The organism is Paenirhizobium selenitireducens ATCC BAA-1503 (genome assembly GCF_000518785.1).
Lineage (GTDB): Bacteria > Pseudomonadota > Alphaproteobacteria > Rhizobiales > Rhizobiaceae > Allorhizobium > Allorhizobium selenitireducens.
The window spans coordinates 398,066-417,099 of sequence record NZ_JAEG01000002.1; the positions used below are offsets into that span (position 1 = coordinate 398,066).

Annotated in this window: 21 protein-coding genes; 10 read left to right on the plus strand and 11 right to left on the minus strand. The window is 63.9% G+C overall.

Annotated features, from left to right (window positions below):
- Positions 1 to 88: 88 nt before the first annotated feature.
- The 8 genes from gmk to L867_RS0106450 form a co-directional block, all read right to left on the minus strand.
- Positions 89 to 736, minus strand: coding sequence for a guanylate kinase (gene gmk, locus L867_RS0106415; RefSeq protein ID WP_028736112.1), 648 nt, complete (start codon positions 734 to 736; stop codon positions 89 to 91).
- A 4-nt stretch (positions 737 to 740) separates the two neighbouring features.
- A complete protein-coding gene (locus L867_RS0106420) occupies positions 741 to 1,631 on the minus strand; it encodes a YicC/YloC family endoribonuclease (RefSeq protein WP_028736113.1) in 891 nt (296 codons plus the stop codon).
- A 22-nt stretch (positions 1,632 to 1,653) separates the two neighbouring features.
- Complete coding sequence (gene mltG / locus L867_RS0106425; protein WP_028736114.1) at positions 1,654 to 2,874, minus strand: endolytic transglycosylase MltG; 1,221 nt, start codon at positions 2,872 to 2,874, stop codon at positions 1,654 to 1,656.
- Between the two features lie 116 nt (positions 2,875 to 2,990).
- The gene (gene fabF / locus L867_RS0106430) at positions 2,991 to 4,250 is read right to left on the minus strand and encodes a beta-ketoacyl-ACP synthase II (protein ID WP_028736115.1); all 1,260 of its coding nucleotides are present in this window, start codon (positions 4,248 to 4,250) and stop codon (positions 2,991 to 2,993) included.
- Positions 4,251 to 4,368: 118 nt separating this feature from the next.
- Complete coding sequence (locus L867_RS0106435) at positions 4,369 to 4,605, minus strand: acyl carrier protein (protein ID WP_028736116.1); 237 nt, start codon at positions 4,603 to 4,605, stop codon at positions 4,369 to 4,371.
- Positions 4,606 to 4,885: 280 nt separating this feature from the next.
- Positions 4,886 to 5,623: a 3-oxoacyl-[acyl-carrier-protein] reductase gene (gene fabG / locus L867_RS0106440; RefSeq protein WP_028736117.1), complete on the minus strand. Its 738-nt coding sequence runs from the start codon at positions 5,621 to 5,623 to the stop codon at positions 4,886 to 4,888.
- 34 nt (positions 5,624 to 5,657) lie between these two features.
- Positions 5,658 to 6,602 carry an ACP S-malonyltransferase gene (fabD, locus tag L867_RS0106445; RefSeq protein WP_028736118.1) on the minus strand — a complete coding sequence of 315 codons (945 nt, stop codon included), beginning with the start codon at positions 6,600 to 6,602 and terminating at the stop codon, positions 5,658 to 5,660.
- A 134-nt stretch (positions 6,603 to 6,736) separates the two neighbouring features.
- Positions 6,737 to 7,204 (minus strand): hypothetical protein, encoded by a 468-nt coding sequence (locus tag L867_RS0106450; protein ID WP_146086589.1) that lies wholly within the window; start codon positions 7,202 to 7,204, stop codon positions 6,737 to 6,739.
- Positions 7,205 to 7,436: 232 nt separating this feature from the next.
- Between L867_RS0106450 and L867_RS0106455 the strand changes: the two genes are divergently transcribed.
- From L867_RS0106455 to L867_RS0106485, 7 genes are all read left to right on the plus strand, one after another.
- Positions 7,437 to 8,480 carry an aldo/keto reductase gene (locus L867_RS0106455; protein WP_028736120.1) on the plus strand — a complete coding sequence of 348 codons (1,044 nt, stop codon included), beginning with the start codon at positions 7,437 to 7,439 and terminating at the stop codon, positions 8,478 to 8,480.
- Between the two features lie 9 nt (positions 8,481 to 8,489).
- Entirely contained in the window at positions 8,490 to 9,002 is a 513-nt protein-coding gene (locus L867_RS0106460) for a ClbS/DfsB family four-helix bundle protein (RefSeq protein WP_028736121.1), read from the plus strand.
- 273 nt (positions 9,003 to 9,275) lie between these two features.
- Entirely contained in the window at positions 9,276 to 9,731 is a 456-nt protein-coding gene (rpsF, locus tag L867_RS0106465; RefSeq protein ID WP_028736122.1) for a 30S ribosomal protein S6, read from the plus strand.
- Between the two features lie 24 nt (positions 9,732 to 9,755).
- Entirely contained in the window at positions 9,756 to 10,004 is a 249-nt protein-coding gene (gene rpsR / locus L867_RS0106470) for a 30S ribosomal protein S18 (RefSeq protein WP_028736123.1), read from the plus strand.
- 196 nt (positions 10,005 to 10,200) lie between these two features.
- A complete protein-coding gene (locus L867_RS0106475) occupies positions 10,201 to 11,172 on the plus strand; it encodes a YybS family protein (RefSeq protein ID WP_028736124.1) in 972 nt (323 codons plus the stop codon).
- 24 nt (positions 11,173 to 11,196) lie between these two features.
- Entirely contained in the window at positions 11,197 to 11,772 is a 576-nt protein-coding gene (gene rplI, locus L867_RS0106480; protein WP_028736125.1) for a 50S ribosomal protein L9, read from the plus strand.
- Between the two features lie 326 nt (positions 11,773 to 12,098).
- Positions 12,099 to 13,595, plus strand: coding sequence for a replicative DNA helicase (locus tag L867_RS0106485; RefSeq protein WP_028736126.1), 1,497 nt, complete (start codon positions 12,099 to 12,101; stop codon positions 13,593 to 13,595).
- Positions 13,596 to 13,601: 6 nt separating this feature from the next.
- Here the strand turns inward: L867_RS0106485 and L867_RS0106490 are convergent, their stop codons facing one another.
- The 3 genes from L867_RS0106490 to L867_RS0106500 form a co-directional block, all read right to left on the minus strand.
- Positions 13,602 to 13,904 (minus strand): AzlD family protein, encoded by a 303-nt coding sequence (locus tag L867_RS0106490; protein ID WP_028736127.1) that lies wholly within the window; start codon positions 13,902 to 13,904, stop codon positions 13,602 to 13,604.
- Positions 13,901 to 14,605, minus strand: coding sequence for an AzlC family ABC transporter permease (locus L867_RS0106495; protein ID WP_028736128.1), 705 nt, complete (start codon positions 14,603 to 14,605; stop codon positions 13,901 to 13,903). The genes L867_RS0106490 and L867_RS0106495 overlap by 4 nt, the downstream gene beginning before the upstream one ends.
- A 71-nt stretch (positions 14,606 to 14,676) precedes the next feature.
- On the minus strand, positions 14,677 to 15,534 hold the full coding sequence (locus L867_RS0106500) for an AraC family transcriptional regulator (protein ID WP_028736129.1): 858 nt from the start codon (positions 15,532 to 15,534) through the stop codon (positions 14,677 to 14,679).
- Positions 15,535 to 15,627: 93 nt separating this feature from the next.
- Here L867_RS0106500 and alr point away from each other — a divergent pair, with 93 nt between their 5' ends.
- The 3 genes from alr (at position 15,628) to L867_RS0106515 (ending at position 18,995) form a co-directional block, all read left to right on the plus strand.
- Positions 15,628 to 16,791 (plus strand): alanine racemase, encoded by a 1,164-nt coding sequence (gene alr / locus L867_RS0106505; protein ID WP_028736130.1) that lies wholly within the window; start codon positions 15,628 to 15,630, stop codon positions 16,789 to 16,791.
- Positions 16,792 to 16,892: 101 nt separating this feature from the next.
- Positions 16,893 to 18,296 (plus strand): DNA repair protein RadA, encoded by a 1,404-nt coding sequence (gene radA, locus L867_RS0106510; protein WP_028736131.1) that lies wholly within the window; start codon positions 16,893 to 16,895, stop codon positions 18,294 to 18,296.
- 87 nt (positions 18,297 to 18,383) lie between these two features.
- Positions 18,384 to 18,995 (plus strand): CvpA family protein, encoded by a 612-nt coding sequence (locus tag L867_RS0106515; RefSeq protein WP_028736132.1) that lies wholly within the window; start codon positions 18,384 to 18,386, stop codon positions 18,993 to 18,995.
- The last annotated feature ends 39 nt before the right edge of the window (positions 18,996 to 19,034 follow it).

A 19,034-nucleotide genomic window follows, 5' to 3' on the forward strand; every position in this document is an offset into this window, starting at 1 on the left:
ATTATTGCATTTTAGTTAAATTTAATCTTCTTTGGTGGCAATCTTGCATCCTTGCAACCATTGGAAATGCTTCCAGAGAAATCTGCCGTTATCTCACCAAGTCGCTGACGAAGTCGAACAGCCCATGGCGACGGTCGCGGCGCAGGCGCTCGGCCTTGACGATCGACTGTACCGCATCGAAGGCGGCATCGAGGTCGTCGTTGACGATCACGTAGTCATATTCGCGCCAATGGGAGATCTCCGCCCGCGAATTGGCAAGCCGGGTCTGGATGACTTCCTCGGTGTCTTCGGCCCGGCGGTGCAGCCGGGACTGCAGTTCCGCCATGGTCGGCGGGAGGATGAAGATCGACACGACGTCCGCCTTCATCTTGTCCTGCAACTGCTGGGCACCCTGCCAGTCGATGTCGAACAGCATGTCGCGGCCCTCCGACATGGCAAGCTCGACAGGATCGCGCGGCGTGCCGTAGAAATTGCCGTGGACCTCCGCCCATTCCAGCAGGGAATCCGAATCGCGCATGCGCTCGAACTCGCGCTGCGAGACGAAGTGGTAGTGTACCCCCTCTATCTCGCTCTGCCTGCGCTGGCGCGTGGTGACGCTCACCGACATGCCGATCTGGCGGTCGCGTTCCATCAGATTGCGGGCGATCGTCGACTTTCCCGCGCCCGACGGCGACGAGATCACCAGCATCAGCCCGCGGCGCGCGATCGGTATGATCGTCCCCTTGCCCTCTACCATCGGTTCACTCCAAATTCTGGACCTGTTCGCGGAACTGGTCGATCACGACCTTCAACTCGATGCCCGCGGAGGTCACGGCCACGGAATTCGACTTCGAGCAGATCGTATTCGATTCGCGGTTGAATTCCTGCGCAATGAAATCGAGTTTGCGGCCGACGGGGCCGCCCATGGCGAGAAGATCGCGGGCGGCGGCGACATGCGCCTTCAGCCGGTCGATTTCCTCGCGCAAATCGGCGCGGGTGGCTAGCAGCGCCGCCTCGGCGTAGAGCCGGTCGCGGTCGAGCGTCGCGGCGGCGCCGATCAGTGCGGCGATCTGGCTTTCCAGCTTCCGGGTGATCTCGTCCGGCTGGCGCGACGGGTCAGCCTCGACCATGTGTGCAAGCTCTTCGATCCGCTGCACCTGGTCCGTCAGCAGGCGACAGAGCGCATCACCCTCGATCCGCCGCATCTCGCACAGCGCGTGTACCGCCTGTTCGAGGCCGTTGAGCACATCGGCGTCACGCCGGGCGAGCGCGTCGACGTCGTCGGCGGCCTCCTTGAATTCGACGAGCCCGCGGATCGATAGAAGGGCATCGAGCGTCAGCGGCGCGGGATCGACCAGTCCGGCACCGAGATCCTGGCGCAGCTTCAGCACGGCATCGAGCGTCTCGCGGTTGAGCACCGCCTCGACGCGGTTCTCGCTGACCTGCACGGTCAATCCGACCTGCACATTGCCGCGCGTGACATATTGCGAGACCAGACGGCGGACTTCGCCCTCGAAATTCTCCATGCCCTGCGGCAGGCGCATGCGGATATCCAGGCCCTTGCCGTTGACCGAGCGCAGTTCCCACGCCCAGCGATATCGCCCGACGGTGCCTTCGCTGCGGGCAAAACCGGTCATGGATTGCAGTGCCATCGCCCTACCCTCGCCTTGGAGATCAGTTCGTCTTCTTCTTCTTGACGGCAGCCGCATCCGGGTCGCTCTCCGGGGTCGCATCGACCGCAGCGCCCGGATCCTCGCCGCGCTCCGCCTCAAGCTTGCGCCAGCTCTTCACATTGGCGTTGTGCTCCTCCAGCGTGGCTGCGAAGACATGGCCACCGGTGCCGTCGGCGACGAAGTAGAGGTCCTTGGTCTTCCACGGATGAGCGACAGCCTCAAGAGCAGCGCGGCCGGGATTGGCGATCGGCCCTGGCGGCAGGCCCTTGATGACATAGGTGTTGTACGGCGTCTCTTTCTTCAGGTCCGACTGGTAGATCGGCCGGTCGGCCGGCTTGCCGTCGCCGCCGAACAGGCCGTAGACGATCGTCGGGTCGGACTGCAGCCGCATGCCCTTGGCCATGCGGTTGATGAAGACGGAAGCCACATGGGCGCGCTCGTCGTCCTTGCCCGTTTCCTTCTCGACGATGGAGGCGAGCGTGACGAACTCCTCCTTGGTCTTCAAGGGCAGGTCCGGATCGCGCTTTTCCCAGATCTGGTCGACCAGCTTGGCCTGCGCCGCAGCCATCTGGTTGATGATCTCGGTGCGCTTGGTGCCGCGCGAATATTTGTAGGTATCGGGCCGGAGCGAACCCTCGACCGGCAGTTCGGCCGGCAGTTCGCCTTCGAGCACCGGATCGTCTGCCAGCCGCTTGAACATCTGCTTGACGGTGAGGCCCTCCGGCATCGAGACGGAATAGAGGATGGACTTGCCGGACTTCAGCAGTTCCATGATTTCCTTCATCGAGGCCCCGGCCTTGATCTCATACTCGCCGGCCTTGAGGCTTTCGCCCTCCCGCAGATAGGTCGAGGTGACGTGGCGGAAGATGCGGGCATCGGCAATGATGCCGTTGCGCTCCAGGCTGCCGGCGATTTCGGCAAGGCCTGCACCGGTGCGCACGACGAAATTGGTGTTGGTCGCAAGCGGGCCGGGATTCTGGTAGGCCTGCATGGCGTAAAAGAAGACGGCAACCGCGATCACGCAGACCACCACCGTCATCGTCATCAGGAAGTTGAGGAAGATCACCAGCTGGCTGCGCGCCTTGCGCGAGCGGCGTGGCGGCGCGGGGACTCGTTCCGGACGCAGCGCCTCGGTCGGAGACTTCGGAATAATCGGCCCCTTCGCAGACGTTTCCGCTCCGCGACCAAAGGAAACCCCGCTGTTCTGGCTATTGTCGGTCACCGGCAATCCTCTTCAGTTCGGTATCGCTGCTGTCTGGCCAAGCAATACGGCAAAAAGCAGGTGGAAGCCGGGCTTGCGCCCCGGCATCCACAAACTTCGCCGTGCTCGCGCGGCGCTCAGCCCTCGTAGCGCCGAAGCACCAGGGAGGCGTTCGTACCGCCAAATCCGAAGGAGTTGGACAGCGCGACGTTGATTTCGCGCTTGCGCGCCTTGTGGGGCACGAGATCGATCGCCGTCTCGACAGCGGGATTGTCGAGGTTCAGCGTCGGGGGGGCGACATTGTCGCGAATGGCAAGCGCCGAGAAGATCGCTTCCACGGCACCGGCAGCACCCAGCAGATGGCCGATGGCCGACTTGGTCGACGACATCGAGATCTTCGAGGCCGACTCGCCGACCAGGCGCTCGACTGCGCCGAGCTCGATCGTGTCGGCCATGGTCGATGTGCCATGGGCATTGATGTAGTCGACATCCGCAGGCGTCAGCCCGGCGCGCTTCAGCGCCATGGTCATGCAGCGGAACGCGCCGTCGCCGTCCTCGGAGGGGGCAGTAATGTGGAAGGCGTCGCCCGACAGGCCGTAACCAACCACTTCGGCATAGATCTTGGCGCCGCGCGCCTTGGCGTGCTCAAGCTCCTCGAGCACGACGATGCCGGCACCTTCGCCCATGACGAAGCCGTCGCGATCCTTGTCATAGGGGCGCGAGGCGGCCTTCGGATCGTCGTTGCGCGCCGTCGACAGCGCCTTGCAGGCGGCAAAGCCGGCGAGAGAAATGCGGCTGATCGGGGATTCCGTGCCGCCGGCCACCATGACGTCGGCATCGCCGAACGCGATCAGGCGCGCCGCGTCGCCGATCGCATGAGCGCCGGTGGAGCAGGCCGTGACGACCGAATGATTGGGACCGCGCAGCTTGTGGCGGATGGATACCTGGCCGGAGGCAAGGTTGATCAGGCGACCGGGGATGAAGAACGGCGAAAGACGACGCGGCCCCTTGTCACGCAGGATATAGCCGGCTTCGACAATGCCTTCGATGCCGCCGATGCCAGAGCCGATCAAGACGCCGGTGGCGCACTGGTCGTCATTGGTCTTCGGATGCCAGTCGGCATCGTTGAGCGCCATGTCGGCGGCGGCGATCGCGTAGATGATGAAGGGATCGACCTTGCGCTGTTCCTTGAGCTCCATCCAGTCGTCGGGACTGAAGGCGCCCTCGGCATCGCCGGTCGGGATACGACAGGCAACCTTGGCCGGCAGGTCATCGACCTCGAATTCGGTCACGAGGCGGGCACCACTTTCACCGGCGAGAAGTTTCGACCAGGTCAGTTCAGTTCCACACCCTAGCGGAGATACCATGCCGGTACCGGTGATAACGACACGTCTCATCGCCCGTAGTCCACCCCACTCTTGCAGTCGATGTCATTAGAAAACAGCAAGGCCCGCATGTCGCGGGCCCCGGCGGGAAAGGCAGCCGCAGCCGCCGCCCCGCTATTCCTGCAATCGATCAGGGCTGAGCCTTCTCGATGAACTTCACGGCATCGCCGACCGTCAGGATCGAGTCAGCGGCATCGTCCGGGATCTCGACGCCGAATTCTTCTTCGAAGGCCATGACCAGTTCGACCGTGTCGAGCGAATCCGCACCCAGATCGTCGATGAAGCTGGCGCCTTCAACAACCTTTTCAGCGTCAACGCCGAGATGATCAACAACAATTTTCTTAACGCGTTCTGCGATATCGCTCATGTCGGTTTCCTCGACCTTCTTAATCTCAGGGGCGTCGTGACGACTTCCCTACCCTGTATCAAACCGGAGAACGTTTCGTTCCCCCGGCAAACCCGTTCAGCCCCGTCTCAACGAACCAACCATGCAATCAAACGCATAGCAATCGTCTTAAATGACAGGACGACTGTTCACAGTCATGGCCCGCTTAACACGGTTTAGCCGCGCCGCAAAGCCAGAAATTCGCCCGCAGCGGTTGCTCAACATGCAATTGAGAAACCGTGGCGCCGCGGGCGAGGACGCATCAGATCATCGCCATGCCGCCGTTGACGTGCAGCGTCTGCCCGGTCATGTAGCTCGCCTCGTTGGAGGCGAGATAGACGACGGCGGAGGCGACTTCGGCGCCGGTGCCCATGCGACGCATCGGGATGGCGCCCATGATGGCGTCCTTCTGCTTGTCGTTGAGCTTGCCGGTCATGGCGCTTTCGATGAAGCCCGGTGCAACGCAGTTGACCGTCACGTTGCGGGTGGCGATTTCCTGGGCGAGCGACTTGGAGAGGCCGATCATGCCGGCCTTCGAGGCGCAGTAGTTGGCCTGGCCCGGATTGCCGGTGACGCCGACGACCGAGGTGATGTTGATGATGCGGCCGAAGCGGCGGCGCATCATCGGATGGGTGAGTTCGCGCGTCAGGCGGAAGACGGCGGTCAGGTTGACTTCGAGCACGCTGTCCCAGTCGGCGTCCTGCATGCGGACGAACAGGCCGTCCTTGGTGATGCCGGCATTGTTGACCAGGATGTCGACGCCTTCGAGGTCGGCCTCGGCCTTCTCGCCGAGCGCCTTGACCTCGTCGCGGTCGGACAGGTTGGCCGGGAAGATCTTGACGCGGTCGCCGAGTTCGGCGGCCAGCGCCTCGAGCTTTTCGACGCGGGTGCCGTGCAGGCCGACGATGGCGCCCTGGGCGTGCAACTGCCTGGCGATCTCCTCGCCGATGCCACCGGTCGCGCCGGTGACGAGGGCCTTGCGGCCGGTCAGGTCAAACATGTTCTAAGTTCCTTGTTCCAGATCATCCAGACAATCAGCCGAGAAGCGCGGCAAGCGCCGCGTCGATGTCGGCTGCAGAATTGACGGCAACGCCGCTGATGTTCTTGTCGATGCGGCGGGCAAGCCCGGTCAGCACCTTGCCGGAGCCGATTTCATACAGCGTCGTGACGCCGTTGGCACCGAACCATTCGACCGTCTCGCGCCAGCGCACCTGGCCGGTCACCTGCTCGACCAGGAGGTCGGCGATTTCACCGGCATCGGTGACGGGGGCGGCGCGCACATTGGCGATCAGCGGCGCGACCGGGTTGTGCTTCTCGACCTTGGCCAGTGCCTCGCGCATGGCGTCTGCGGCAGGGGCCATCAGGGCCGAATGGAAGGGTGCCGAGACCGGCAGCATGATGGCGCGCTTGGCGCCCTTTTCGGTGGCAAGGGCAGCTGCCTTCTCGACCGCGGCCTTGGCGCCGGAGATGACCAGCTGGCCGCCGCCATTGTCGTTGGCGATCTGGCAGGGGCCGGCCGACGAAGCGTCCTGGCAGACTGCCTGCACATCGCCGTGCTCGAGGCCGATGATCGCCGCCATGGCGCCCTCGCCGACCGGAACGGCGGCCTGCATGGCATTGCCGCGGATGCGCAGGAGGCGCGCGGTGTCGGCGAGCGAGAAGGTGCCGGCGGCACAGAGTGCCGAATATTCGCCGAGCGAATGGCCGGCGACGAAGGATACCTTGGACTTGAGGTCGAGGCCGCGGGCCTGCATGACGCGGATCACGGCCATCGAGACGGCCATCAAGGCCGGCTGGGCGTTGGCGGTCAGGGTCAAGGTCTCTTCCGGGCCATCGAACATGGTGGCGGAAAGCTTTTCGCCCAACGCCTCGTCGACTTCCGCGAAGACCGCCTTCGCTTCAGCATAGGTTTCGGCAAGCTCCTTGCCCATGCCGACGGCCTGACTGCCCTGGCCGGGGAATGTGAATGCAATGCTCATGGATGCCTCGCTGAATAGCCTCATTTTGAGGCCTCTCAATTCACATTCTTGCCTTGCAAGTCAAGTCTGGCGGCCAATGGAGCGGCCCTGATGCACAACCACGGAGCACGCCGCGCGCTGTTATCGGTCTATCATCAAGGCAGTTTCACCGCCCAGGCAATTACCCGACTGGCGAGCTTGAAGAACAGGAGCCACCCCAGGAAGAAGCACACTACTACCATATAAAATTGTGGCTCCACCGCCCTTTTGATCTCCAGCATCAGACGGAAATTGACCGGATTACCTTTCTCGTAGACAACCTCAAGCACATCCGGCAGGGGGACCGGCTTGGCGAAGAACCAGCCTTCCCGCTCGCAACGCAGATCCGCGCGGTGGGACATCTGCCGGCCGTCATCGGCGCGAAACGAATAGTCGATGCGGTAGCGACACCGTCTCCCGCCCGTGACCTTGGCTTTGGCCGCCAGCGCAGGTGTCACCGTCCCGACCTTCAACAGATGCTCGGCGGCGCGCTTGTCTGCCAACATATCGTGCAGCAGCAGACCCGTCAGCAACGAGGTGCAGATCAGGGCAAATATGTTTGAGGCAATCCTTGCTCGTTCCACGCGTCCCGCCCTCTGACGCCATACCCACGGCGAAAAATCGTCTGATATGCGCGAACGATGAAAGCCCGATTACCACCTTTGAGCGAATTCTCTCTTTCGGCCCGAAGAGTGACGAGCGCAGGACTGCACACTCCGGAAAGCGGTCGATGACGGCTTGCGATCCGCCAAAACCGCCTTAGATTTGGAGCGCCCCCAAGGCCTCTGGCCGTCTCAACCATCGGAATCCCTTTTCATGAAGCACAATATACTCGGCCGCACCGGCATATCCGTCTCCGAAATCTGCCTCGGCACCATGACCTGGGGTTCGCAGAACACCGAGGCCGAAGCCTTCGAACAGATGGACTATGCCGTCGAACGTGGCGTCAATTTCTTCGACACCGCCGAACTCTACCCGACCACGCCGCTGTCGCCCGAGACCTATGCGCTGACCGAGACGATCATCGGCAACTGGTTCGCCAAGAGCGGCAAGCGCAAGGACGTGGTGCTCGCCACCAAGGTCGCCGGTGCCGGCCGGCCCTATATCCGCGAAGGCAAGCCGATCACCGGCGCTTCGATCCGCGAGGCGGTAGACGCCAGCCTGAAGCGCCTGCAGACGGACTATATCGACCTCTACCAGATCCACTGGCCGAACCGCGGGCATTTCCACTTCCGCCAGGCCTGGACCTACAATCCCTACAGACAGGATCGCGAGCGTGCGCTTGCCGACATGAACGAGAAGCTCGAGGCGCTCGACGAATGCGTCAAGGCCGGCAAGATCCGCGCCATCGGCCTGTCCAACGAGACGACCTGGGGCACGCAGAAGTTCATCGCGCTCGCCGAGGCAAACGGCCTGCCGCGCGTTGCGACCGTGCAGAACGAATACAACCTGCTCTACCGCCACTACGATCTCGACATGGCCGAGCTTTCCCACCACGAGGACGTCGGCCTTCTCGCCTATTCGCCGCTCGCCGCCGGACTTCTCAGCGGCAAATATCTCGACGGCCGGAAACCGGCCGGCTCGCGCGGCGCGATCAACGGCGATCTCGGCGGCCGCCTGCAGCCGCTGCAGGAACCCGCGGTTCGCGCCTATGTCGACATGGCGAAAAAGCACGGCATCGACCCATCGCAGCTGGCGATCGCCTTCTGCCTGACCCGCCCCTTCATGGCTTCGGTGATCATCGGTGCGACGACGATGGATCAGTTGAAGACGGATATCGCCGCGGCCGACATCACGCTGTCGGACGAGATTCTGAAGGAGATCAGCAAGGTGCACCGGGTCTATCCGGCGCCGATCTGAGGCGGCACCGTGGCCGTTCCGACCAACAAGGCCCAACTTCTGGACGCGATGAAGCAGGGCTTTGCCAGGCTGGAGGCCGAGCTTTCGACGATCGATCCCGAGGAAGCGCAGCATCCGGGCATGGAAGGCCATGCCCGGGGCACGACGATGAGCGTCAACGACCTCGTCGCCTATCTCGACGGCTGGGGCGAACTGGTGCTGAAATGGATGAAACTGCGTGACCGGGGCCTGGAGCCGGATTTCCCGGAAACCGGCTACAAATGGAACGAACTCGGCGCGCTGGCGCAGAAATTCTATCGCGATCAGCAGGGTCTGGACTTTTCCGACCGCCTCGAAAGGCTGAGAGCCACTCATGCGCGGCTGATGGCGCTCGTCGAGCGCCTGGACGACGACGCGCTTTACGGGCGTGGCTGGTACAAGCAATGGACGCTCGGGCGGATGATCCAGTTCAACACCGCCTCGCCCTATGCCAATGCGCGGGCGCGCATCCGCAAGTGGAAGAAGGCGAAAGCGGCTGTTTGAGCGGTTTTTCCCGGACTGGCCTTGCTATCGCGCCGAAAATCCGTATAAGCGCGCTGTTCACAACACCCGGTCTCATGGCTGGTGGCTGAACGGAGGGCCGGTATCCGATGAGGATGCCGCAGGAACCAGGAGAGGTTCCGGCCTCCCGTGTCTCCGCTCTCGACCGTCTCGATACAACAGCTTTTCTTGCCTTGGGTTTCCCAAACAGGAGCAGTCGTTGAGGCTTAGCGCCGGATCCGGGTGATGACAACCGCAAGAAAGGCAAAGCTTACAATGGCTCTTTACGAACATGTATTCCTTGCCCGGCAGGATATGTCCGCACAGCAGGTTGATGCCCTCGTCGAACAGTACAAGGGTGTTATCGAAGCGAATGGCGGCAAGGTCGGGCGCGTAGAAAACTGGGGTCTCAAGTCCCTCACCTACCGCATCAAGAAGAACCGCAAGGCTCACTACGCCCTGATGGACATCGAAGCTCCGGGTGCAGCGATCCACGAAATGGAACGCCAGATGCGCATCAACGAAGACATTCTTCGTTACATGACCATCGCCGTGGAAGCCCACGAAGAAGGCCCGTCTGCCATGATGCAGAAGCGTGACCGTGACGACCGTCCGCGTCGTGACGGCGACCGTCCGGAGCGCAGCTTCGGCGATCGCGATCGTGGCCCGCGTCCGGACCGTGGTCCGCGCGAAGGCGGCTTCGAGCGTCGTCCGCGCGAAGACCGCGCGTAATTTCGAGCAATAGGAGAAAACACAATGGCTGATGCATCCTCTGCTCCGGCACGCCGTCCGTTCCATCGTCGTCGCAAGACCTGCCCCTTCTCGGGCGCAAACGCACCGAAGATCGACTACAAGGACGTCCGTCTCCTGCAGCGCTACATTTCCGAGCGCGGCAAGATCGTTCCTTCGCGTATCACTGCAGTTTCCCAGAAGAAGCAGCGCGAACTGGCCCAGGCCATCAAGCGCGCCCGCTTCCTCGGCCTGCTGCCCTACGTCGTAGCGTAATCTGATCCGAAGCCTGCCGGCCTTTGCCGGCGGGCTTCATCCCTTCCGCGTTGGGCGCGGATCGGAACCCATGCCCAAGGTCGGGCGCCTTCATCCGAAGCATGAACGACCTCAGGTGAAATCCCATGTTGGGGACGGACTTCAGGATCTGAATCCGGCTTTTCCCCTAACTGCTTGAACCAGCAGGACAGCGAACGTGAAACAGGTAAATGGACAACTGCTGCTGATCGGCCTGATCGCCGGTCTTACCGCCGCCCTGCTGGTGCTGGGCGCGAACGCGCAGCCGTCTTTTTCCTCCATCCTTTATGCGGCCTCCGCCCTCCCCGTGCTGATTGTCGGCCTCGGCTGGGGCAATGTCGCGGCCATCGCCGCCGTCGCCACCGCGGCGCTCATCGGCGCGCTCGTCATTTCCCCCCTGTTTGCCGTCGCCATGGCGATCTTCACCCTGCTGCCGGCCGGCTGGCTCAGCCACCTCGCCAATCTGGCCCGCCCCGCCTCCGAGATCGGCGGCCCGGACGACCTGATGGCATGGTATCCGCTCTCCGACATCCTGCTGCATCTCTGCGCACTGGTGTCGGTCGCCGTGATCTTCCTCGGCGTGATGATCGGCTATGGCCCGGAACTCACCGGCCAGATGATCGACCTGCTCATGGCATCGGTCGCCGAACGGGATCCGACGCTCGCCGCCGACCCGGCCTCGATCGAACAGATCAAGGGCATGATGGTGCTGCTGCTGCCGATCGTCCAGGGCGGCATGTGGGTGCTGATGCTGTTTGCCGCCTATTACATCGCCATGCGCGTCGTCAGCGCCTCCGGCCGGGCGCTTCGCCCGCGCGAGGACCTGCCTTCGTCGCTTCGCATGAACCGCAACGCGACCTTCGTCTTTCTCGCCGGCATCGTCGCCTGTTTCGTCGGCGGTGTTCCGGCGCTGATCGGCGCAACCATTTGCGGCACCTTCGGCGCGGGTTTCCTGCTCGCCGGCTTCGGCGCGCTACACCTTCGCACCCGCGGCAAGGACTGGCGCCTGCCGGTCCTCGTGCTCGCCTATATCGCGACACCGATGGTGCTGCCCGCCTTCGTCATTCTCGTCCTCGGGCTCGCCGACACGCGGCGAACCGTGGCCCTGACCCCGGCCCGCAAGGCCGAAACCGACAATTCCAAATCTTGAACTCAAACTGAAAGGAACAGAAAAATGGAAGTCATTCTTCTTGAACGCATCGCCAAGCTCGGCCAGATGGGCGAGACGGTAAAGGTTCGTGACGGCTTTGCCCGTAACTACCTCCTGCCGCTCGGCAAGGCGCTGCGCGCCAACGCCGCCAACAAGGCCCGTTTCGACGCCGAGCGCGCAACGCTCGAAGCCCGCAACCTCGAGCGCAAGTCCGAAGCCCAGAAGGTTGCCGACGTTCTCGACGGCAAGTCCTTCATCGTCGTCCGTTCGGCTGGCGAAACCGGCCAGCTCTACGGTTCGGTCGCCGCTCGTGACGTCGTCGAGATCCTCGGCGCCGAGAACTTCGTCATCGGCCGCAACCAGGTCGAGCTGAATACCCCGATCAAGACCATCGGCCTGCACAAGGTTGTCATCCACCTGCATGCCGAAGTCGAAATCTCGGTCGAGCTCAACGTTGCCCGTTCGGGCGAAGAAGCCGAGCGCCAGGCCAAGGGCGAAAGCCTCACCTCGGCCGACGCCATCTACGGCGTTGACGAAGACGCGCTTCGTCCGGAAGACTTCTTCGATCCGGACGCTGACCGCGACGGCGACGAAGAATAAGCATCAGTCAATGCTGAAAAAACGCCCGGGTCTTTCGACCCGGGCGTTTTTGTTTGGCCGCCCGCCTGCGGCGCAAGGGTGGGCGGCCGAAGTATTTGCGCCGCTCTCGCGCCTTTGGGATATGATTCCATGATGCTTGGCGATTCGTGCGGCAAATGCTTGTGCAAGCTCTTTCGTCAGCGGGCGCGCCGATTTTTCCCTGACCCCTGTGGATAAAAGGGGACAAGTCCGACGCGCTCGATTGAAGTTGACTCGCACCGAGCCAGCCGCCAAATCCTAAGGCCAACAAGATAGACATTCCCGAGAAGAAAAGACGGTAGCCCGCGATGAACGATGCTGCGCGCAAGATAGCCCCAATCCAGCCGGCCGAACCCCACTACCGGGAAGCGCCGAACAATATCGAAGCCGAACAGGCGCTGCTGGGTGCGATCCTCGTCAACAACGACGCCTATTACCGCGTCTCCGACTTCCTCAAGCCGGATCACCTCTACGAGCCCCTGCACCGCAAGATCTTCGAGGTCGCTTCGGAAATCATTCGCATGGGCAAGACCGCCAACCCGGTCACCATCAAGACCTTCCTGCCGTCCGACCAGAAGGTCGGCGATTTCACCGTTGCGCAATACCTCGCGCGCCTCGCGTCGGAAGCGGTCACCATCATCAATGCCGAGGACTATGGCCGGGCCATCTACGACCTCGCGCTCCGCCGCGCGCTGATCCAGATCGGCGAGGACGTCGTTAACATCGCCTATGATGCGCCGCTCGACATGCCGCCGCAGGCGCAGATCGAGGACACCGAGCGCCGCCTCTTCGCGCTGGCCGAAAACGGCCGCTATGACGGCGGTTTCCAGTCGTTCAACGATGCGGTGGCCCAGGCGATCGACATGGCGGGGGCCGCCTTCGAACGCGACGGTCACCTGTCCGGCATCTCCACCGGCATCATGTCGCTCGACGGCAAGATGGGCGGCCTGCAGCGTTCCGACTTGATCGTGCTTGCGGGACGTCCCGGCATGGGCAAAACCTCGCTCGCCACCAATATCGCCTACAACATCGCGGCGGCCTACGAGCCGGAGATCATGCCGGACGGCTCGTTCAAGGCGAAGAACGGCGGCGTCGTCGGCTTCTATTCGCTGGAAATGTCGTCCGAACAGCTCGCCACCCGTATCATTTCCGAACAGACGGAAGTCTCGTCGTCGAAGATCCGCCGCGGCGACATCACCGAGGCCGATTTCGAGAAGCTGGTCGCCTGCAGCCAGATGATGCAGAAGGTGCCGCTGTTCATCGACCAGACCGGTGGTATTTCCATCGCCCAGCTCTCCGCCCGTGCCCGTCGCCTCAAGCGCCAGCGCGGCCTCGACTGCCTGGTGGTCGACTATATCCAGCTGATGACCGGCACCGGCAAGGCGGGCGAAAACCGCGTGCAGGAAATCACCCAGATCACCACGGGCCTGAAGGCGCTCGGCAAGGAACTGAACGTGCCGATCATCGCGCTGTCGCAGCTGTCGCGCGGCGTCGAAAGCCGAGACGACAAGCGCCCGCAGCTGTCCGACCTTCGCGAATCCGGCTCGATCGAGCAGGACGCCGACGTCGTGCTCTTCGTGTTCCGCGAGGAATACTATGTGAAGAATGCCGAGCCGCGCGATCTCGCCGATCCGAAATATCCGGAATGGGAAGCGCTGATGGACAAGGTCAAGGGTACGGCCGACGTCATCATCGCCAAGCAGCGCCACGGACCGACCGGCACCGTCAAGCTCGCCTTCCAGTCGGAGTTCACCCGCTTCGCCGACCTCGCCGATCCGAGCTTCGTCGAATACCAGGAGCCGTGAGGCACCTCAAAGACCGGCCAGGCGCATCAGCGCGACGGTCGCCACCCCCGCTGTGGCGGCCGCAAGCATCGGCAGCCGGAGGGCGGCAAGGGCCGTGACGGCACAGGCCAGGCTCTCGGCGGGGCCGGTCGCAAGCGCCGTCGGCGTGACGACGGCCACCATCACCGCGGGCGGAATGGCGTCCAGCATGCGCCGCGCGCGGGGCGTCAGCGTCGCGAACTTCAGCACGACCAGCCCGGCCAGCCGGGTCATCATCGTGGCGCCGGCCATGGCGAGGATGGCCGCGAGCGTCGCAAGATCGAGACTCATCGAACGTCTCCCTCCGGATTTCGGCTGAAGGCTGCCGCCAGCAGGCCGCCGGCCGCACCGGCCGCGATGTACCAGACGCCGGGTACGAGATGATGGACGGCAAGCGCGCTCAGCGCACTGGCGACCAGCACGATGCCGGTCTCCCTGCCCTTCCAGAAGCCGGTCACCAGCACGATGAAGACGGCAGGGAAGGCAAAGTCGAGGCCGATGACCGCCGGATCTCCGACGAAACGGCCAAGCAGGCCGCCGAGGACGCTGGCCAGAACCCAGGCGATGTAGAAAATCCCGACCACGCCGGCGTACCAGGCCGGCGTCAGACGCGCCTCGCGGGCCCGGAATTCCGACATCGCCCATATCTCGTCGGCCAGGAAGAGCAGCGAGACGCCCTTCTGCATGCCACTGAAGGCCCCCATCTTGCCGGCGATCGAGGCTCCCATCAGCACATGGCGCACATTGACCAGAAGCGCAGCAAAGCCGACGGCCGTCCAGCTCGCCGGATGGGTCCAGATGTCCATGGCGACGAACTGCGAACCGCCGGCGAAGACGAGCGCGCTCATCAGGGCAATTTCGGGCGTCGACAGCCCCTTGGTCGCGGCGACCGCGCCGAACACCATGCCGACCGGCAGGACGGCAATGATGAGCGGCGCCATGCGCCGCAGCCCCTGGAGAAATTCCTGCGCGGATGAGTGTTCTGTCGGCATTCCACTTTCCCATCAAAACCTTTGACGCGCCTTCTAGGGGCGACGGCCGTGCCGGTCTTGAACGAAAGTGATCAGGCTTTGCGAAACTGGCCGGGCGTGACGCCGACGCGCGCCTTGAAGTGGCGGGTGAAATGCGCCTGGTCGGCAAAGCCGCAGGCGAAGGCGACGTCGGCCGGGCTTCGGCCGAGGCAAAGCAGTGCCCGCGCCCGACGGATGCGGATGTCGGTCAGGAAGGCGTGCGGGGTGATGTGGAATTCCTTGCGGAAGGCGCGGATCAGATGGGCGCGCGACAGACCGGCGATGCCCGCTAATTCCTCCAGGCCGATATCCGTCGCGAAGTGCTCGGTGAGATAGTCGCGGGCGCGCCAGACGGCGGTGCGCTCGCGCGTCTCGATCGGCGCGCGCTGCTCGCTTCCGTGACGCAGGAAAAGCGCCGCGAGCACGCTGTACATGCTCTCCTCCGCTTCGAGGGCACCGACATTCTCCTCGAGCGCCCGGTGGGCGCGGTGAAAAACCCTTGCCAGTTCGGCGTCCTGCGGCAGTTCGCGCGCGAAGCTCGGCGTCGAGCGACATGCCTTGCCGGTCACTTCCTCCAGCACGTCGCGAAACAGCGCCTCGCTCGGATAGATCATCCGATAGCGATAGCCGCCCGGGCCGGGCGCTCCGTCATGCACGACCTCCGGGTTGATCAGGTAGAGGCAGCCGGGGCCCGTCTCCTCGCGGGCGCCGCGGATGCGGGCGATCTGGCTGCCGCTCTCGATCGCGCCAATGGAGAAGGTGTCATGGGCATGCGGCGCATAGGCATGGGTCTGGAAGGTGGCGCTCAGACATTCCATGCCGCCGAACCGCCCGTCGCGCCAGAAGCTGGTGCGTTCGGTCGGCGTCAGCGGCATGTCGTCCGCCGCATCCCTCTGCGAAACATTGTGCATTGCAAAATTATACCCGCTCCGAGCATTCCAGTCTTGAAGAAAAGTGCTAGGGTCCGGCCAGTTCTTTCATGACACGTGGTTTCCGATTTCAAAATGTCTGCCGCCTTCGATCTTACCGACGCCTCCGATGAATTCCTCGCCTCCCCGCTGCGGCTAACCATCGATCTTTCCGCCCTCGCGGACAATTGGCGGGACATGGCCCGGCGCTCCGGCACGGCGCGCACCGCGGCCGTGGTCAAGGCGGATGCCTATGGCCTCGGCATCGAGGATGTCGGCCAGACGCTCTACCATGCCGGCGCACGCGATTTCTTCGTCGCAGTCCCGGCCGAAGGCGCGACGCTGCGCGCCTATGCGCCCGAGGCGCGGATCTTCGTTCTCTCCGGCATCTGGCCCGGAATGGAAGCCGTGTTCTTCGAGCATGATCTGGTGCCGGTCATCGCCTCGCAGGAACAGCTTGCCTTCTGGATGTCAGTCGTCGCCGAGCACGGCGATCACCCCTGCGCCCTGCATGTCGATACCGGCTTCAACCGCCTCGGCCTGCCGCTCGAAGATGCGCTGGCGCTCGCCGACGACGTGTCGCGTCCGGCCAGCCTGTCGCCGGTGCTGGTGCTCAGCCACCTTGCCTGCGGCGATGATCCGGCCTCGCCGATGAACCGCCGGCAACTGGAATCATTCCGCAGGGTTAGCGCCGCCTTCGAAGGCATCGATTCAAGCCTTTCAGCTTCCGCTGGAACTTTCCTCGGCGCCGAATACCACTTCGACCTGACCCGGCCCGGCATCGCGCTTTACGGCGGCGAGGCGGTCAATGGCGTGAAGAACCCGATGCGGCCGGTGGCGACCGCCGAGGCCCGCATCCTGCAGATCCGCGAAGCCAAGGCCGGAGAACCGGTGAGCTATGGCGGGACCTGCAGGCTTGCCCGCGACAGCCGGCTGGCCATCGTCTCGGCCGGTTATGCCGACGGCTATCTGCGTTCGCTGTCCGGCAGCGGCGTGCCGCTCCGCGACACCGGTATTGCCGGCGCATGTGGTTTCGTCGCCGGCCACAAGGTCCCGGTCGCCGGCCGCGTTACCATGGACCTGACGATCTTCGACGTAACCGATGTTCCGCCGAACGCCATTTCCGCCGGTGACTATATCGAGCTGTTCGGTGCCAACATGCCGATCGACGAGGTCGCCCGCGCCGCCGGCACGATCGGCTACGAGCTGCTGACCGGGCTCGGCCTGCGCTACGAGCGGCGCTATATCGACGCGCTTTAAGGACTCGCGTGACCGGCTTGCGCATTCCCGCGATTTCTCCTAACTGAGAGATCGATATTCACTTTTTGTTCCGCTGCGACGCGGACGCGGGAATCTCCAGCATGGCGAAAGCGAAGACCCAATTCATCTGCCAGAACTGCGGCACGGTGCATAACCGCTGGGCCGGCAAGTGCGACGGCTGCGGCGAGTGGAACACCATCGTCGAGGAAGACCCGATGGGCGGCATCGGCTCCGGCCCGGGCAAGACACCGAAGAAGGGCCGTCCGGTCACCCTCACCTCGCTGTCCGGCGAGATCGAGGAAGCGCCACGCATCCCGACCGGCATGGGCGAACTCGACCGGGCGACCGGCGGCGGCTTCGTGCGCGGCTCGGCCGTTCTGATCGGCGGCGATCCGGGCATCGGCAAATCGACGCTTCTGATGCAGGCGGCCGCTGCCCTGTCGCGCAAGGGCCACCGCGTCATCTACGTCTCGGGCGAAGAGGCCGTGGCGCAGGTCCGACTTCGCGCCCAGCGTCTGCACGCCGCCGACACCGACGTGCTGCTCGCCGCCGAGACCAATGTCGAGGACATCCTCGCCACCATCTCCGAAGGAAAGCGGCCAGATCTCGTCATCATCGATTCGATCCAGACGCTGTGGAGCGACACGGCCGAATCCGCGCCGGGCACCGTCACCCAGGTCAGGACCGGCGTGCAGGCGATGATCCGCTTTGCCAAGCAGACCGGCGCCACCATGGTGCTCGTCGGCCACGTCACGAAAGACGGTCAGATCGCCGGCCCGCGTGTGGTCGAACACATGGTCGACGCCGTGCTCTATTTCGAGGGCGACCGTGGGCATCATTACCGTATCCTGCGCACCGTGAAGAACCGCTTCGGGCCGACGGACGAGATCGGTGTGTTCGAAATGTCGGACAAGGGCCTGCGCGAGGTCGCCAACCCGTCGGAACTCTTCCTCGGCGAACGCAATGCCAAATCGCCCGGCGCCGCAGTCTTCGCCGGCATGGAGGGCACGCGTCCGGTTCTGGTCGAAGTGCAGGCCCTGGTCGCGCCGACGACGCTCGGCACGCCGCGCCGCGCCGTGGTCGGCTGGGACTCATCTCGGCTGGCCATGATCCTCGCCGTGCTTGAGGCGCATTGCGGCGTTCGGCTCGGACAGCACGACGTCTACTTGAATGTTGCCGGCGGATACCGCATCTCTGAGCCGGCGGCGGACATGGCGATCGCGTCTGCCCTTGTTTCGTCACTGGCCGGTCTTGCCCTTCCCGCCGATTGCGTCTATTTCGGCGAAGTCAGCCTGTCCGGCGCCGTCCGTCCGGTTGCGCATACGGCCCAGCGGCTGAAGGAAGCGGAAAAGCTCGGCTTCTCGTCCGCTGTACTGCCCGCGGCCTCGTCGGAGCTTCCGAAGGGAGCGGCGGGGAAGTGGAATGAAGTCGAGAGCCTGCCCGATCTCGTGGCGCGGATTGCCGGTTCCCGGCTGAAGGCGCGTTCGGAAGAGGCCGGCGACTGATCCAATCCGGCCCGGCCGGCTTAAGGCGGCAGCGGTCGCGATGGCAAACAAGCAGGCGTAGGCCGGCAAGTCTTGGAGTTGGTATTTATGCCCATTACGATTTTTGACGGTATTGTCATCGGCGTCGTGCTGTTCTCGGCCGTGCTCGCCATGGTGCGCGGTTTCTCGCGCGAAGTCCTTTCGATCGCCAGTTGGGCCGGCGCGGTTGCCGCCGCCTACTATCTCTATCCCCTGCTGCTTCCCTATGTGAAGAACTACACCAGCGACGACCGTATCGCGATGGCCGGCTCGGCCGGCATCATCTTCCTGGTCGCGCTGATCGTCATCTCGTTCATCACCAGCCGCATCGCCGACTTCATCATCGACAGCCGCATCGGCGCGCTCGACCGCACGCTGGGCTTCCTGTTCGGCGCGGCGCGCGGCATCCTGCTGCTGGTCGTGGCCGTCGCCTTCTGGAACTGGCTGATCGACGTCAAGCATCGCCCGGACTGGGTCAACAATGCCAAGTCCAAGCCGTTCCTCGATACGCTGGTGCTGAAGCTTGAGGCGGTCCTGCCGGCCGACATCGAGCCGCAGATCCGCGCCCGCATCCTCGGCAAGGAAGAGCCCGCAGCAGACGCCCCGGCCGCGGATGCGCCGGCCGACCAGGCGCCCGCGGAACAGGCACCGGCCGAAGACGCACCGGCCGCCAACAACTGACCAGGCTGCGGCCTTCGGCCGCGCCCTTGAAATCCACAA

Coding starts and splice junctions, on each gene's coding strand:
- gmk (WP_028736112.1), bottom strand. CDS start 736: ATGGTAGAGGGCAAGGGGACGATCATACCGATCGCGCGCCGCGGGCTG.
- L867_RS0106420 (WP_028736113.1), bottom strand. CDS start 1,631: ATGGCACTGCAATCCATGACCGGTTTTGCCCGCAGCGAAGGCACCGTC.
- fabF (WP_028736115.1), bottom strand. CDS start 4,250: ATGAGACGTGTCGTTATCACCGGTACCGGCATGGTATCTCCGCTAGGG.
- L867_RS0106435 (WP_028736116.1), bottom strand. CDS start 4,605: ATGAGCGATATCGCAGAACGCGTTAAGAAAATTGTTGTTGATCATCTC.
- fabG (WP_028736117.1), bottom strand. CDS start 5,623: ATGTTTGACCTGACCGGCCGCAAGGCCCTCGTCACCGGCGCGACCGGT.
- fabD (WP_028736118.1), bottom strand. CDS start 6,602: ATGAGCATTGCATTCACATTCCCCGGCCAGGGCAGTCAGGCCGTCGGC.
- L867_RS0106455 (WP_028736120.1), top strand. CDS start 7,437: ATGAAGCACAATATACTCGGCCGCACCGGCATATCCGTCTCCGAAATC.
- rpsF (WP_028736122.1), top strand. CDS start 9,276: ATGGCTCTTTACGAACATGTATTCCTTGCCCGGCAGGATATGTCCGCA.
- rpsR (WP_028736123.1), top strand. CDS start 9,756: ATGGCTGATGCATCCTCTGCTCCGGCACGCCGTCCGTTCCATCGTCGT.
- rplI (WP_028736125.1), top strand. CDS start 11,197: ATGGAAGTCATTCTTCTTGAACGCATCGCCAAGCTCGGCCAGATGGGC.
- L867_RS0106485 (WP_028736126.1), top strand. CDS start 12,099: ATGAACGATGCTGCGCGCAAGATAGCCCCAATCCAGCCGGCCGAACCC.
- L867_RS0106490 (WP_028736127.1), bottom strand. CDS start 13,904: ATGAGTCTCGATCTTGCGACGCTCGCGGCCATCCTCGCCATGGCCGGC.
- L867_RS0106495 (WP_028736128.1), bottom strand. CDS start 14,605: ATGCCGACAGAACACTCATCCGCGCAGGAATTTCTCCAGGGGCTGCGG.
- L867_RS0106500 (WP_028736129.1), bottom strand. CDS start 15,534: ATGCACAATGTTTCGCAGAGGGATGCGGCGGACGACATGCCGCTGACG.
- alr (WP_028736130.1), top strand. CDS start 15,628: ATGTCTGCCGCCTTCGATCTTACCGACGCCTCCGATGAATTCCTCGCC.
- radA (WP_028736131.1), top strand. CDS start 16,893: ATGGCGAAAGCGAAGACCCAATTCATCTGCCAGAACTGCGGCACGGTG.
- L867_RS0106515 (WP_028736132.1), top strand. CDS start 18,384: ATGCCCATTACGATTTTTGACGGTATTGTCATCGGCGTCGTGCTGTTC.